The organism is Actinoalloteichus hymeniacidonis, assembly GCF_014203365.1.
GTDB lineage: Bacteria > Actinomycetota > Actinomycetes > Mycobacteriales > Pseudonocardiaceae > Actinoalloteichus_A > Actinoalloteichus_A hymeniacidonis.
Genome location: NZ_JACHIS010000001.1, coordinates 5,715,077 through 5,729,978, shown reverse-complemented (window position 1 = coordinate 5,729,978; position 14,902 = coordinate 5,715,077). Strand labels below are relative to the sequence as shown.

12 protein-coding genes and 3 tRNA genes are annotated in these 14,902 nt (G+C 66.2%); 13 read left to right on the top strand and 2 right to left on the bottom strand.

Going from position 1 to position 14,902, the window contains the following annotated elements:
- Positions 1-148 precede the first annotated feature (148 nt).
- The 6 genes from BKA25_RS24370 (at position 149) to BKA25_RS24345 (ending at position 4,506) form a co-directional block, all read left to right on the top strand.
- Positions 149-2,776 carry a putative bifunctional diguanylate cyclase/phosphodiesterase gene (locus tag BKA25_RS24370; RefSeq protein WP_069853224.1) on the top strand — a complete coding sequence of 876 codons (2,628 nt, stop codon included), beginning with the start codon at positions 149-151 and terminating at the stop codon, positions 2,774-2,776.
- Between the two features lie 76 nt (positions 2,777-2,852).
- A tRNA-Thr gene (locus BKA25_RS24365) sits at positions 2,853-2,928 on the top strand.
- A 65-nt stretch (positions 2,929-2,993) separates the two neighbouring features.
- Positions 2,994-3,069 (top strand) — tRNA-Met (locus BKA25_RS24360).
- A 74-nt stretch (positions 3,070-3,143) separates the two neighbouring features.
- The gene (rpmG, locus tag BKA25_RS24355; RefSeq protein ID WP_069846347.1) at positions 3,144-3,308 is read left to right on the top strand and encodes a 50S ribosomal protein L33; all 165 of its coding nucleotides are present in this window, start codon (positions 3,144-3,146) and stop codon (positions 3,306-3,308) included.
- A gap of 269 nt (positions 3,309-3,577) precedes the next feature.
- The gene (locus BKA25_RS24350; protein WP_069846349.1) at positions 3,578-4,084 is read left to right on the top strand and encodes a MaoC family dehydratase N-terminal domain-containing protein; all 507 of its coding nucleotides are present in this window, start codon (positions 3,578-3,580) and stop codon (positions 4,082-4,084) included.
- Positions 4,081-4,506 (top strand): MaoC family dehydratase, encoded by a 426-nt coding sequence (locus BKA25_RS24345; RefSeq protein WP_069846351.1) that lies wholly within the window; start codon positions 4,081-4,083, stop codon positions 4,504-4,506. The genes BKA25_RS24350 and BKA25_RS24345 overlap by 4 nt, the downstream gene beginning before the upstream one ends.
- A gap of 97 nt (positions 4,507-4,603) precedes the next feature.
- Here the strand turns inward: BKA25_RS24345 and BKA25_RS24340 are convergent, their stop codons facing one another.
- The gene (locus tag BKA25_RS24340; protein ID WP_069846353.1) at positions 4,604-5,845 is read right to left on the bottom strand and encodes a pyridoxal phosphate-dependent aminotransferase; all 1,242 of its coding nucleotides are present in this window, start codon (positions 5,843-5,845) and stop codon (positions 4,604-4,606) included.
- Positions 5,846-6,050: 205 nt separating this feature from the next.
- Between BKA25_RS24340 and BKA25_RS24335 the strand changes: the two genes are divergently transcribed.
- The 4 genes from BKA25_RS24335 to rplA all read left to right on the top strand — a co-directional run bounded on the left by BKA25_RS24335 (position 6,051) and on the right by rplA (position 8,271).
- Positions 6,051-6,123: transfer RNA gene (locus BKA25_RS24335), tRNA-Trp, on the top strand.
- A gap of 34 nt (positions 6,124-6,157) precedes the next feature.
- Positions 6,158-6,565: a preprotein translocase subunit SecE gene (gene secE / locus BKA25_RS28150; protein WP_069846355.1), complete on the top strand. Its 408-nt coding sequence runs from the start codon at positions 6,158-6,160 to the stop codon at positions 6,563-6,565.
- Between the two features lie 73 nt (positions 6,566-6,638).
- Positions 6,639-7,421, top strand: coding sequence for a transcription termination/antitermination protein NusG (gene nusG, locus BKA25_RS24325; RefSeq protein WP_069846356.1), 783 nt, complete (start codon positions 6,639-6,641; stop codon positions 7,419-7,421).
- Between the two features lie 133 nt (positions 7,422-7,554).
- On the top strand, positions 7,555-8,271 hold the full coding sequence (gene rplA / locus BKA25_RS24320; RefSeq protein ID WP_069846358.1) for a 50S ribosomal protein L1: 717 nt from the start codon (positions 7,555-7,557) through the stop codon (positions 8,269-8,271).
- Between the two features lie 87 nt (positions 8,272-8,358).
- Here the strand turns inward: rplA and BKA25_RS24315 are convergent, their stop codons facing one another.
- Positions 8,359-9,492, bottom strand: a complete 1,134-nt coding sequence (locus BKA25_RS24315) for a hypothetical protein (RefSeq protein ID WP_157420917.1) — start codon at positions 9,490-9,492, stop codon at positions 8,359-8,361.
- Positions 9,493-9,929: 437 nt separating this feature from the next.
- On the opposite strand from BKA25_RS24315, the gene rplJ reads away from it, so the two are divergent.
- The 3 genes from rplJ to rpoB all read left to right on the top strand — a co-directional run bounded on the left by rplJ (position 9,930) and on the right by rpoB (position 14,827).
- Positions 9,930-10,490: a 50S ribosomal protein L10 gene (rplJ, locus tag BKA25_RS24310; RefSeq protein WP_069846361.1), complete on the top strand. Its 561-nt coding sequence runs from the start codon at positions 9,930-9,932 to the stop codon at positions 10,488-10,490.
- 71 nt (positions 10,491-10,561) lie between these two features.
- A complete protein-coding gene (gene rplL, locus BKA25_RS24305) occupies positions 10,562-10,945 on the top strand; it encodes a 50S ribosomal protein L7/L12 (protein ID WP_069846363.1) in 384 nt (127 codons plus the stop codon).
- 387 nt (positions 10,946-11,332) lie between these two features.
- A complete protein-coding gene (rpoB, locus tag BKA25_RS24300) occupies positions 11,333-14,827 on the top strand; it encodes a DNA-directed RNA polymerase subunit beta (protein WP_069846364.1) in 3,495 nt (1,164 codons plus the stop codon).
- Positions 14,828-14,902 lie beyond the last annotated feature (75 nt).

Here is a 14,902-nt window from a genome sequence, read left to right as displayed (position 1 = left end):
CACTCCCAGGAAAAAGGGGGTGGATGTAACGCTGCGTTAGGAAAAAACCGAAGCATTCCATGGTAAAACTTATGTGACCTCGTGGGTCGGCCTGCGCGAAGCTCGGTTTCGACTCCGCGCGCCCGGGGCGGGGCATGAGGAGGATGGCATGACCGAGACCGTTGGCCAGATCTCCGAGGTGGAGTCGGCTGGCTCTCCACCGCCGCCGCGCACCGAGGAACACCAACGAAGCTTCCGGCTCTTCTCCTACCTCCTGCTGACCGTGGGCGTGCTGGCCTCTGTGGTCGTCGGCGTCGCGATTCCGAGCGACTTCGGAACCGAGCTGTACTGGACCGCGCCACTGCTGGCCATCGGATTCCTGCTGGCCGAGCGGTTCACCATCCACGTCGACGTGAACCGAGTCGGCTGGACGGTCTCCTTCACCGAGATCCCGCTGGTCATCGGACTACTCATCGCGCCATTCGAGATCGTGTTGATCGCGCATCTGCTGGCGGGCATGAGCATGCTGATGGGCACCTTGATCAGCAGGCGGGCCTACAGCCACGCCATCTACAACGCCGGGGTGATGTGCCTCGAGGTCGCCGTGCCGTTCGCGATGGTGGCGGTCTTCGGCCGCGTGCTGGCCGATGTCGGACCCGAATGGCTGCCCGTGATGCTCGGCGCGCTGTTCTCGCCCCTGATCAGCATGCTGTTGGCCTTGATGGCCATGCGGATGCTCGGCGGCGAGGTCCGCTTCTCGGGCGCGGTGCGGATGGCGGCGTACATCCTGGCCGTCGGACTGCTGAACACCTCGGTGGGGCTGGTCGGTTTCGAGTTGGCCGACCAGGCGCCGTGGGGTTGGGCGCTGCTTGTCTTCCTCTGCCTGGCCGTCGCGGCCTTCTACCGGGCCTATTCCGGATTGCTGCGTGAACGCCGCGATCTCGAGGCCCTCAGCGATGTCAGCCTCACCGTGGCCCGTTCCGGGCAGCAGGCCGGGCGTCCAGCGGGTGAGCGAGCGCTCGAGGTCGGCCAGTCCCGCGAGGAATGGCAGTCGATCACCGACCGGATCCGCGACCAGCTCAATGCCACCAGGGTCGTGTTGCATCTTCGGCTGGCTCCCGATGTCACCACGCTCACCGTCGTCTCCGGTGAGGCGCTGTCGCCGGATGCTCTGCCCTGCGGGGAGCTCCGCGACGACCCCCTGCTTCAGCTGCCCGGCACCCAGGTTCGTTACTTCCGTGCCATCGATGCGGTCGAGGAGGTCCGCTGCGCTTTACAGAAGCGCGGGGCCTACGAGGCGCTCGTCGTGCCGTTACGCGGCGCCCACCAGCTGCTCGGTGCCGTCGAGGTGCACGACCGGATCAGCCGTTGGCGTGGCTTCGGTCACGCGGATATCCGGTTGCTGCGTACTCTGGCCAGCCACCTCGCGACCACGATGGACAACCGCAGGCTGTTGGGCCGCCTACGGCACGACGCTTATCACGATCCGCTCACCGGACTACTTAACCGGCCGGGGTTCCGCGAGACGGCCGACGCCCGGATTCATCCTGGTTGCCGAGTCGCGGTGTTGCGTCTGGACCTCGATGTCCTCTCCACCGTCAGCGATGCACTCGGCCATGCCTGGAGCGATCGGATGGTGGTGGCGGCAGGCAAACGGATTCGCGACGTCCTGGGCGACGACGCGCCGTTGGCCCGCTTGGAGAGCGGTTCGTTCGCGGCGTTGGCGATCGATCGATCCGATGAAGAGCTCGCCGAGCTCGCCGAACTCCTGTTGGTGGAGATCGCGCGGCCCTATCCCGTGGACCGGCTCACCGTGGAGGCCTCCGCCGTCGTCGGATACGCGTGCTTCGACGAGGAGGCACTCGAGGAGGGATCGCCCGCCGACGCGCTGCTGCAGCAGGCCGACGTCGCGATGCGCGCCGCCAGGACCGGCGATGCCGGAGTCCGGCGTTACGCGCCGAGCATGGGCCAGATCTTCCTGCGCCGATTCCAGTTGGTCACCCAGTTCCGACAGGCACTGGACACCGGACAGGTCGAGGTGCATTTCCAGCCGAAGATCGCCTTACGCAGCCGGGCGGTGGTCGGGGTGGAGGCGTTGGTCCGCTGGGTGCATCCGGAGTTCGGCAGGCTCGACCCCGATGAGTTCGTACCTGCCGTCGAGGCCACCGGCCTGGTCGATGCACTGACCTCCTTCGTCATGGAACGCGCGCTCATCGAGGTGCGGGGGTGGCTGGACCGGGGGCTGCGGATCTCCGCCGCGGTGAACCTGTCGGTGCGCAATCTCGCGGACGAGACCTTTCCGGAACGGGTCGGCGAGGCGCTGCGCAGGCATGAGGTCCCACCGCAGTTGCTGACCTTCGAGCTCACCGAATCCGGGGTGATGTCCGATCCGGAGCGGGCGCTGCCGGTGTTGCGGCGACTGCATGCGCTCGGCGTCGTGCTTGCCGTCGACGACTTCGGCACCGGGTATTCCTCGTTGGCCTACCTCCGGCAGTTGCCCGTCGACGAGGTCAAGATCGACAAGAGCTTCGTGTTCGGGATGGGGTCGGATCTCTCCGACATGGCAGTGGTGCGCTCGATCATCGAGCTCGGGCACTCGCTGGGTCTGGTCGTCGTAGCGGAGGGGGTGGAGGAGGACGCCGTACGCGATCAGCTGGTCGAGATGGGCTGCGATATCGCGCAGGGCTACCTGATCTCCCGGCCACTGCCGCTGGACCGTTTCGAAGCCTGGTTGCAGGCCCGTACGGTGCGGGTTCGTGGTCTTTACGATGAGACGGTGCTCACCTTGGTCGGCTAATCCCAGGTCGTCGGGGGACCCCGTTTTTGATACTGGCCGAGGGTTGTGTAAAGTCAGCATCGCTCCAGCCGAGCAAGCCCCAATAGCTCAGTCGGCAGAGCGTCTCCATGGTAAGGAGAAGGTCTACGGTTCGATTCCGTATTGGGGCTCCACGATCTCGTCGCGGCATTCGAAAGTAGGATGTCGCGGTTGAGTCGTGTGTGTTGCGTCATTTTCTGGCGGTGTAGCTCAGTTGGTAGAGCAAACGGCTCATAATCGTTGCGTCGCCGGTTCAAGTCCGGCCACCGCTACCAAGTGAGATGGTCCGCGTCCACGACCGTGGTCGGCCATCTCGTTCCCGCTAGACCGAGTGAGAGAGAGGCTCCCCGTGGCCGCCACCGACGTTCGCCCCAAGATCACGTTGGCGTGCGAGGAGTGCAAGCACCGTAACTACATCACCCGGAAGAACCGGCGGAACGACCCGGACCGTTTGGGCATCAAGAAGTACTGCTCGAACTGCAACACCCACCGGGTGCACAAGGAGACCCGCTGACCGGATCGGTGCACACGCACCCCCGTCGTCACGAACGACCAGACTCGAAGGCCCTCGCCGAACAGGCGGGGGCCTTTGTCGTCGGCTGATCCCGACCCGGTCTGATGCGCCTTGTATCGGTCCGGTGCACCCGGGTGCGATGGCGGAGCGCTCGGGCCTGGGAACCGGTCCCAGAACGCGATTGAAACGGGCTTACAGCGCTGTAGCCGGCGCCAAGGCCGACAACCTGCCGGTCCGAAGCCGGTGGGGCGCTCGGTACGGTAAAGCGCGTGGCTCTGGACCAATCCTTCGTCGGACGTGTTTATCCGTCCATCAAGCCGTATGAGGTCTCGCGCGAGAAGATCCGTGAGTTCGCCGATGCGGTCGGTGCGACCGACCCCGTGCATCATGATCGCGAGGCGGCCGTGGCAGCCGGGCATCCCGATGTGATCGCGCCGACCACCTTCGCCGTGATCCTGTCGATGTCGGCGACCTCGGAGTTGGCAGCGGACCCAGAGCTCGGCCTGGATTACAGCCGGGTGGTGCATGGCGATCAGAGCTTTCAGCACCACCGGCCGATCCACGCGGGCGACCTGCTCTCGACCACGGCGACGGTGGAGGACGTCGCCAGCCGTGCGGGCAACGACATGATCACCGTTCGCGCCGATATCCGGGCTGCGGACGATGAGTTGGTGACCGTGGCCCGAGCGATGTTGGTCGCCAGGGGCACCGACATCGCACCTGCGCCCAGCGGCGAATCGGCGGCCGCCAACGAAGCGGAAGGGACACGGTCATGAGCCTGCGGGCTGCAACGGACGTCGAGGTCGGCCAGGCGCTGCCGGAACTGCGGGTTCCCGTGCATCGCGTCGATCTCGTCCGCTACGCGGGCGCCTCGGGAGACTTCAATCCGATCCACTGGAATGAGCGCTTCGCTCGCGAGGTCGGGCTGCCCGACGTGATCGCCCACGGCATGTTCACCATGGCGCAGGGCGCCAGGCTGGTTGCCGACTGGGCGGGCGACCCGGGTGCGGTGGTGGAGTTCGGTGTGCGGTTCACCCGGCCGGTCGTCGTACCGGACACCGAGGAAGGTGGCCTGATCGAGTTGTCCGGCAAGGTCACCGGACGCAACGAGGACGGAACCCTCAAGGTCACGGTCACCGCTCGCAGTCAAGGGCAGACGGTGCTGGGTAAGGCGATCGCCAAGGTCCGACTGGCGTGACGACGGCCGGCGGGCCGTCATCCATCGGCCCGCCGCGACGGAGAAAGACAGCAGGGCGCCGGTTCGCGGCGCCCTGCTGTCCTGACGCGTAGAGCGGTTATCGCACCTCGGCCAGCAACGCGGCCATCCGCTCGATGCCCTCGACGAGGTTCTCGTCACCGAGGGCGTAGGACAGACGCAGATAGCCCGGCGTGCCGAATGCCTCGCCGGGCACGACCGCGACCTCGGCGTGTTCCAGCACGGCACTGGCGAGATCGATGCTGGAGGAGAGCCGCTGCCCGCGGAGCTCCTTGCCGATCAGCTCGCGAACCGAGGGATACACGTAGAAGGCGCCCTGCGGTGTGGGGCAGGTCACGCCGGGAATCTTCGAGAGCATCGACACTATCGTCCCGCGCCTGCGGTCGAAGGCGGCACGCATCTGCTCCACCTCGTCCAACGGCCCCGACACCGCGGCGAGTGCGGCGCGCTGGGAGACGTTGGAGACGTTCGACGTCAGGTGCGATTGCAGGTTGCCCGCAGCCTTGATGACGTCGGCGGGACCGATCATCCAGCCCACCCGCCAACCGGTCATCGCATAGGTCTTGGCGACTCCGTTGATGACGATGCACCGGTCTGCCAACTCCGGCACCGCAACGGGGAGGGACACCGCGCGAACGCCGTCGTAGACGAGGTGTTCGTAGATCTCGTCCGTGATCACCCAGATGTCGTGCTCGGCCGCCCAGCGGCCGATCGCCGCGACCTGTTCCGGCGAGTACACCGCGCCGGTGGGGTTGGACGGGGAGCAGAAGAGCAGCACCTTGGTCGCCGAGGTCCTGGCTGCTTCGAGCTGCTCGACGTTCACCAGATAACCGGTGGACTCGTCGGTCGGCACGACGACAGCGGCGCCACCAGCGAGGGTGATGGCCTCGGGGTAGGTGGTCCAGTAGGGCGCGGGCAGCAGCACCTCGTCGCCCGGATCGAGCAGCGTGGCGAAGGCCTGGTAGACGGCCTGCTTGCCGCCGTTGGTCACCAGGATTTGGTTCGGCTCGACCTGGTAGTCGGAATCACGCAGTGTCTTGGCGGCCAGTGCCTCGCGGAGCTCGGGCAGCCCGCCTGCCGGGGTGTAGCGGTGGTTCTTCGGCTCGGAGCAAGCAGCCTCGGCTGCGGCCACGATGTGCTGCGGGGTCGGGAAATCCGGTTCACCCGCGCCGAAACCGATGACTGGTCTGCCTGCTGCCTTCAGCGCCTTGGCCTTGGCGTCCACTGCCAGGGTCGCGGACTCGCGGATGCCGCCCACACGCGCCGAGATCCGGGGGCGGTGCGGGCTGGGGGCGGAGGGTTCTGTCTGTGGAACGGCCATGCCGGAATGGTCCCAGACCTGGCCTTCTGCCGGTGAGCCTGCCCCTGACGCGCACGGCGGCCAGCCCCGATTCATATGGGGTTGGAGTAATCGGGGCGGCGTACCGTACACTTCCCACTCGGGCGGCCTCGAAAGCCAACCCGCGCCGGTCGCGGGGTGGTTCAGGGTCGCCCGAATGACGGCTGATCACCAGGTCGGTCGTCAAAGGGGTGTAGCTCAATTGGCAGAGCAGCGGTCTCCAAAACCGCAGGTTGCAGGTTCAAGTCCTGTCACCCCTGCGTCGAAGCCGACGGCTGAGCGGAGGAGCGCAGCGTGAGCGAGGACCGCGAGCACAAGCGGGACGGGGAGCGCGACGACGCTTCCCGGCCACGCAGCGCTGCAGAGCGTCGCGCTTCCGCGCGTCCGGCCGCCCGAAAGGACCGAGGCGGCGGCGACGCCGGGTCGGCCAAGGGCGAGGTCGTGAGTTCAGCGGGTACCACCCCGAAGAAGGGCAGGCCGACCGACTCGCGCGACACCAAGGGCAAGCGCCCTTCGTTGCCGCGTAGGCTGGGTCGGTTCATCCGGGAGGTCGTTGCTGAGCTCCGGAAGGTCATCTGGCCGACGCGCAAGCAGATGGTGACCTACACACTGGTGGTGCTGGTCTTCGTTTCCTTCATGGTGACGCTGGTGGCGGGACTGGACATCGCCTTCAGCCAGGGCGTGTTGTGGCTGTTCGGCTGACCTCGGTCCGTTGCGGATCGCAGGCTGGTCGACAGACCGCGACCGCGACACACGAGAGGAAGCGGGACCGAGAGTGACCTCCAACGAGGACAGCCAGGAGCTGGCCGGCCTGTCCGACGTGCAGGCGCACGCTGCGGACGCCGATGCCGACTCGACCTTCGCCGAGTCGACCGAGTCCGGCGAGACTGCCACGGAGGCCACCAACGGCGCGGCCGAGGCGACTCCGGCAGCCGAGCCGGCCGAGGAACCCGAGTTCGACCCGGTGGCCGAGATGCGTGCCGCCCTGGCGAGCGCGCCCGGCGAGTGGTACGTCGTGCACTCCTACGCCGGTTACGAGAACAAGGTCAAGACCAACCTCGAGACCCGGGTGCAGACCCTTGACGTGGAGGACTTCATCTTCCAGGTCGAGGTGCCGACCGAAGAGGTCACCGAGATCAAGAACGGCCAGCGTAAGCAGGTGCAGCGCAAGGTGCTGCCCGGCTACATCCTGGTTCGGATGGAGCTCAACGACGCTTCGTGGGGCGCGGTGCGCAACACCCCGGGCGTGACGGGCTTCGTCGGCGCGACCTCGCGGCCATCGCCGCTGACCCTGGACGAGGTCTTGAAGTTCCTTGTCCCGCAGGTCGAGGAGGCCAAGCCGGAGAAGGGCAAGGCGGCCGCGGCGGCGGGCAAGTCGAGCATCGAGGTCGACTTCGAGGTCGGCGAGTCGGTGACGGTCATGGACGGACCGTTCGCCACGCTGCCCGCGACGATCAACGAGGTCAACGCCGAACAGCAGAAGCTCAAGGTGTTGGTATCGATCTTCGGTCGCGAGACGCCGGTCGAGCTCTCGTTCAACCAGGTCTCCAAGATCTGATCACCCGGCGGCGCGTGTCGCCGCCGGGCAACCCCCTAGAACTACGGCGTCGCTATCGTGGCGTCCGCAGGTGGGAGGGCCAGGCGCTGGCCCGGTACCACGACTGATCCGCAGAACAGAGGAACAGAGGACCATGACCAAGCGCAGCAAGGCATACCGTCAGGCAGAAGAGCTCATCGACCGCGCGCGGCTCTACTCGCCGCTCGAGGCTTCGACGCTGGCCAAGGAGACCGCCAAGGCCAAGCAGCACTCGACGGTCGAGGTCGCGATCCGGCTGGGCGTCGACCCGCGTAAGGCCGACCAGATGGTTCGCGGCACCGTGAACCTGCCGCACGGAACCGGCAAGACCGCCCGAGTGATCGTCTTCGCGACCGGCGACAAGGCCGCCGAGGCCGAGGCCGCAGGCGCCGACGCGGTGGGCACCGACGAGCTGATCGAGCGTATCCAGGGCGGCTGGCTGGAGTTCGACGCGGCGATCGCCACCCCCGACCAGATGGCGAAGGTCGGTCGGATCGCTCGTATCCTCGGCCCGCGTGGTCTGATGCCGAACCCGAAGACCGGCACGGTGACCCCGGACGTCACCAAGGCCGTCAACGAGATCAAGGGCGGAAAGATCACCTTCCGCGTGGACAAGCAGGCCAACCTACACCTGGTCATCGGCAAGGCCTCGTTCGACACCGAGAAGCTGGTGGAGAACTACGCGGTCGCGCTGGACGAGGTGCTGCGGGCCAAGCCGTCGGCTGCCAAGGGCCGCTTCCTGAAGAAGATCACCTTCTCCACGACGATGGGCCCGGGCATCCCGGTCGACCCGAACCGCACCCGCGACCTGCTTTCCGACGAGCCTGCCTGAGTTCCAGCAACAGCTCGCACCTGAAACGGGCCCCTGCCGCATCGGCGGCAGGGGCCCGTTTCGTTGTACTGAGCTGCTCGCCGTGGATCAACCCCCGCAGGTCTCGGCCTCGTGGCCGGTGATCAACCACGACTGGCTGTCCTCCTGGTAGGTCAACTCCAGGAGCCCGAGACGGGGGCCGTCCTCGACCGTCATCTCGCAGGAGCTGATGGTCACCACCGGCTCGGACCGCTGCTGCGCCGAATCGGGAAAGCCGGGGTTGCGGTAACCGATCTCGGCATCGGCACCGAGTTCCTGGACGGCCGAGGCGCAGTCGGAGGCACCGAAGTTGGCGGCGAAGTCGGCGCCTGCCTCCGGGCTGAAGAGTGCACAGGCGTTGGAGGCGGGGCCGAAGAGAACGTAGGTGTGCAAGAGCCGCACGGTCTCCGACGGCCTGGCGGTCACACCGGGATCGGCTTCCTCGGACGGTGGTGCAGTGGATTCGCAGGCTTCGGTCGTCGCGTAGCCGGTGATCTCCCAGCCGCCGTCTGGATGGCGGGACAGCTGGAAGTCTCCGAGCGCGGGCCCGCCCCGTACGGAGATCGAATCGCAGGAGCTCACTTCGGTTCGATCGCCGTCGACCTGGTTGGTCTGCGAGTCGATCTCCGGACTCGCGTAGGCCTCGGCATCGGTCACCTGGCCCGCGAGTTCCGTCACGGCGGTAGCGCAGTCGGCCGTGCCGTGTGCCTCGGCGAACTGGATCGCCGCGCCGGTGGTGAAGAACGAACAGGGCCGTTGATCGCCTGCTTCATGATGTCCGATGTAGTGATAGACCGTCCGGACCGTCTCCCGGGGGCTGTTGGGGCGGACGCTGCCACCGGTGCCGAAGCCGGGGCTCTCGCCACCTGCCCCACTCCCGGAGCCGCGGCCACCGAAGGCGCACTCGACGAAGGTGAGCGCGACGAAGAGCAGGATCAGCAACATCAGCAACTTGCGCACGAACTTGTTGCGCAGGATGCGGCGCCACAGAGGTGCGGGCGGTTCCGGCGGTGCGCCATCCGGATGGGCCGCCTTGTACCGCTGAAACTCTTGGAAGCGACGGAACTCCTCGAATTCACGCCGGGCGACGGGGTCGAGCTGGTCCGCTGCGTTCCCTGCCGGGGGTTCGGTGGGAACGGCAGGTAGCGCGGCTTGTCGCGGGGGCACCTCGTCTGGATTGTCAGGGCGTTGGAGTTCGGCCACCTCCACATCATGCCGTGGCTGATCGGCTGCAGGTAGTGACTCGGAAGCACGGTCTTCGGCAGCCCGGGTGCTACGGCACACATCGGGGTTCGCAGGCAGAGGTTGTCCGACCTCGGCCTCGTCGAGGTGGTGGTGCCAGCCCGGGCACGGGGACGTTTCGCGATGGGTTAACCTAGTCGTCAGTTCTACCGAAGACCGCTGGTTTCGTGCGCAGGCGACTGCGTCACGACGAAGGCCCGTTGTGGAAATGGGCGGCCCGCGCAGGAGGAACGAGGCTCGTCGACGTCATCCTTGGATGACGGTCGCTTTCACGCCCCGTGCCGTCTTGCGCCGGGGCGTTCGTCTTCTCCGCATGGACTTCGCTTCGGGATCAGCAGACCCGAGCACCGTCGTTCGGCCACGCCCGAACGACATTCGATGCGTAGAGAGGAGGCGACATGGCCAAGTCCGACAAGGTCGATGCGGTTACCGAGATCTCAGACCGTTTCCGTTCTGCTTCGGCAGCGGTGATCACCGAGTACCGCGGGCTCTCCATGGCACAGCTCAACGAGCTGCGTCATGCGCTCGGCCAGGGCGCCACGTACCGCGTCGCGAAGAACACGCTGGCCAAGCGCGCCGCGTCGGACGCCGGGGTGGACGGTCTCAGCGACCTGTTCACCGGTCCGACCGCCATCGCATTCGTCGAGGGCGAGCCCGTCGATGCAGCCAAGGCCCTGCGCGACTTCGCGAAGGACAACAAGGCGCTCGTCATCAAGGGCGGCTACATGGACGGCCGCGCGCTGTCCGTGGACGAGGTCAACAGCATTGCCGACCTCGAGTCTCGCGACGTGCTGCTCGCCAAGATGGCGGGAGCGCTGAAGGCCAACCTGTCTAAGGCCGCGTACATGTTCGCAGCGCCTGCGACGAAGGCCGCCAGGCTCATGGTCGCGCTGGAAGAGAAGAAGCAGGAAGGCGCGGCCCCCGAGGCCGAGGCCGCCGACGCTCCGGCCGAAGGCTGAGCACCCACCCACCATCCACCTGCCCGACGGATATTCCAACCGGGTGGGTCAGCTAGAGAGGAACAGCCATCATGGCGAAGCTTTCCAACGCAGAGCTGCTCGACCAGTTCAAGGAGATGACCCTCCTGGAGCTGTCCGGCTTCCTGAAGGAGTTCGAGGAGGCGTTCGACGTCACCGCCGCCGCCCCGGCCGCCGTGGTTGCCGCAGGCCCGGCCGCAGCTGCTGAGGTCGTCGAGGAGAAGTCCGAGTTCGACGTGGTCATCGAGGCCGCAGGCGACAAGAAGATCCAGGTCATCAAGGTCGTCCGTGAGCTCGTCAGCGGCCTGGGCCTGAAGGAGGCCAAGGAGCTCGTCGAGAGCGCGCCGAAGGCCGTCCTCGAGGCTGTCGCCAAGGACGCCGCCGACGCGGCCAAGGAGAAGCTCGAGGGTGCGGGCGCCAAGGTCACCGTCAAGTGACCAGGCTTTGACGCACGCTCTGTCAGGGGGCGGATCCCACTGGGGTCCGCCCCCTGATTTTGTTTCCGCATCACGGGCAGGTGGCCTCTTCCGGGCGGGCGATGGTGACGCGAGGTGACCGCCTGCTGGGCCACGCGAGTGATCGGCGCGTGCCGTCTTGACTCCGCCGCCGACCGGAGTCACTCTGTTGTCGTGCGAGTGGCGGCATCGCCGGTGCCACTCGACAGTCGCCGGGATTGCGGCTAGACTGGCTCTTTGCGCTGCCCACTTTCCGCCTGCCCTCTGTCGGGGCGTAGGATGTTGGGCACCACTGCACCCTTGACAGCTGTGTTAGTCGGCTGCTAGCGCCGCTGCTTAGCCAGCTACCAGTCCCTGGAAGGACGCATCTTGGCAGTCTCCCGCGCGACCCAGGCCACTGCTGCGACCAACTCCATGTCGGGGATCCCTGGGGCACCCAAGCGGGTCTCGTTCGCGAGGATTCGTGAACCGCTCAGGGTGCCTGATCTGTTGGACCTTCAGGTCCAGTCCTTTGAATGGCTCACCGGTGCCGACGCGTGGTTCCAACGCCGCATTGATGCGGGCGAGGACCTGCCAATCGGTGGGCTTGAAGAGGTCTTGAACGAGATCTCCCCGATCGAGGACTTCTCCGGCTCGATGTCCCTCTCCTTCTCCAGCCCGCGCTTCGACGAGGTCAAGGCCTCTGTCGAGGAGTGCAAGGACAAGGACATGACATATGCGGCGCCGTTGTTCGTCACCGCAGAATTCACCAACAACACCACCGGCGAGATCAAGAGCCAGACGGTGTTCATGGGTGATTTTCCGATGATGACGAACAAGGGCACGTTCATCATCAACGGCACCGAGCGAGTCGTCGTCTCCCAGTTGGTCCGTTCGCCAGGCGTCTATTTCGATCATGCCGTCGACAAGACGACGGATAAAGACGTCTACAACGTAAAGATCATTCCCAGCCGTGGCGCCTGGCTGGAATTCGATGTCGACAAGCGCGACACCGTCGGTGTCCGCATCGACCGCAAGCGCAGGCAGCCCGTCACCGTGCTGTTGAAGGCTCTTGGTTGGACCGCCGAGCGGATCCGGGAGCGGTTCGGGTTCAGCGAGACGCTGATCGCCACCCTGGACAAGGACCACACCGCCGGACAGGACGAGGCTCTCCTCGACATCTACCGCAAGCTGCGTCCCGGTGAGCCTCCGACCAGGGAGAGCGCGCAGACCCTGCTGGAGAACCTGTTCTTCAAGGACAAGCGCTACGACCTCGCCAAGGTCGGCCGATACAAGCTGAACAAGAAGCTCGGCATCAACGAGCCCGTCCAGGCGGGCACGCTGATCGAAGAGGACATCGTCACCACGATCGAGTACCTGGTCCGCCTGCACGCAGGCGACGACCGGATGACGGTCGGCCAGGGTGACGACGCGGTCGAGGTTCCCGTCGAGAGCGACGACATCGACCACTTCGGCAACCGGCGACTGCGTACCGTCGGCGAGCTGATCCAGAACCAGATCCGGGTCGGCCTGTCGCGGATGGAGCGCGTCGTCCGTGAGCGGATGACGACCCAGGATGTCGAGGCCATCACTCCGCAGACCCTGATCAACATCCGGCCCGTCGTGGCCGCGATCAAGGAGTTCTTCGGGACCTCGCAGTCCTCGCAGTTCATGGACCAGATCAACCCGCTTGCCGGTCTGACCCACAAGCGGCGGCTGTCTGCACTGGGCCCCGGCGGTCTGTCCAGGGAGCGCGCGGGCATGGAGGTCCGCGACGTTCACCCGTCGCACTACGGGCGGATGTGCCCGATCGAGACGCCGGAAGGCCCGAACATCGGTCTGATCGGCTCGCTGTCCTCGTTCGGTCGGGTCAACCCGTTCGGATTCATCGAGACGCCGTACCGGAAGGTCGTCGAGGGTCGGGTCACCGACCAGATCGACTTCCTGACCGCCGACGAGGAAGACCGCTTCGTCAAGGCGCAGGCCAACACCCCGGTCGGCGACGACGGCACCTTCCTGGAAGACCGCGTCCTGGTCCGCCGGAAGGGTGGCGAGCTGGACTACATCCAGCCCGCCGACGTCGACTACATGGACGTCTCGCCGCGTCAGATGGTGTCCGTCGCGACCGCGATGATTCCGTTCGTCGAGCACGACGACGCCAACCGTGCCCTGATGGGCGCCAACATGCAGCGTCAGTCGGTGCCGCTGCTGCGTAGCGAGTCTCCGCTGGTCGGAACCGGTATGGAGCTGCGCGCCGCAGTCGACGCCGGTGATCTGCTGGTGGCCGAGAAGGCCGGTGTCATCGAAGAGGTCTGTGCGGACTTCATCACGGTGATGTCGGACGAGGGGACGCGGCAGACCTACCGGCTGCACAAGTTCCGTCGTTCCAACCAGGGCACCTGCACCAACCAGAAGCCGATCGTCTCCGAGGGCGAGCGCGTCGAGGTCGGACAGGTCATCGCCGACGGACCGTGCACCGACAAGGGCGAGATGGCTCTTGGCAAGAACCTCCTCGTGGCGATCATGCCGTGGGAGGGCCACAACTACGAGGACGCGATCATCCTGTCGCAGCGCCTCGTGCAGGACGACGTGCTCACCTCGATTCACATCGAGGAGCACGAGATCGATGCTCGGGACACCAAGCTGGGTGCCGAGGAGATCACTCGGGACATCCCGAACGTCTCGGAGGACGTCCTCGCCGACCTCGACGAGCGCGGCATCATCCGCATCGGTGCCGAGGTGCGCGACGGCGACATCCTCGTCGGCAAGGTCACGCCCAAGGGCGAGACGGAGCTGACCCCGGAGGAGCGGCTGCTGCGGGCGATCTTCGGTGAGAAGGCGCGCGAGGTGCGCGACACCTCGCTGAAGGTGCCGCACGGCCAGCGGGGCAAGGTCATCGGTATCCGGGTGTTCAGCCGGGATGACGACGACGAGCTGCCCCCCGGTGTCAACGAGCTGGTCCGCGTGTACGTGGCACAGAAGCGGAAGATCCAGGACGGCGACAAGCTCGCGGGTCGACACGGCAACAAGGGCGTCATCGGCAAGATCCTCCCCGCCGAGGACATGCCTTTCCTGCCGGACGGCACTCCGGTCGACATCATCCTGAACACCCACGGTGTGCCGCGACGGATGAACATCGGCCAGGTGTTGGAGACCCACCTCGGGTGGATCGCGAAACAGGGCTGGGATATCGAAGGTCTGCCCGAATGGGCGGCAAGCCTGCCGGAGGAACTCCTCTCCGCGGAGCCGGGTACCAATACCGCGACGCCGGTGTTCGACGGCGCCAAGGAAGACGAGATCACCGGGCTGCTCGGCTCGACCCGCCCCAACCGGGACGGCGAGCGGATGGTCAAGGCCAACGGCAAGGCACAGCTGTTCGATGGTCGTAGCGGCGAGCCGTACCCGTATCCGGTGGCAGTCGGCTACATGTACATCCTGAAGCTGCTGCACCTGGTGGACGACAAGATCCACGCGCGGTCGACCGGCCCGTACTCGATGATTACGCAGCAGCCGCTTGGTGGTAAGGCCCAGTTCGGTGGTCAGCGGTTCGGCGAGATGGAGTGCTGGGCCATGCAGGCCTACGGCGCTGCCTACACGCTTCAGGAACTGCTCACCATCAAGTCGGACGACGTGGTCGGCCGAGTGAAGGTCTACGAGGCCGTGGTGAAGGGCGAGAACATCCCCGAGCCCGGCATCCCGGAGTCCTTCAAGGTGTTGCTCAAGGAGCTTCAGTCGCTGTGCCTGAACGTCGAGGTGCTCTCCAGTGACGGTGCGGCGATCGAAATGCGCGACACCGAGGATGAGGACTTGGAGCGGGCTGCCGCGAACCTGGGCATCAACCTCTCGCGCAACGAGTCGCCATCGGTCGACGATGTCGTGAACTGACCTCGCTGACGTCGGGTGGGTATCGATTCTCGATTCCGGGATCGACGCCCACCCGACATGGCCCTGCCCCACAGG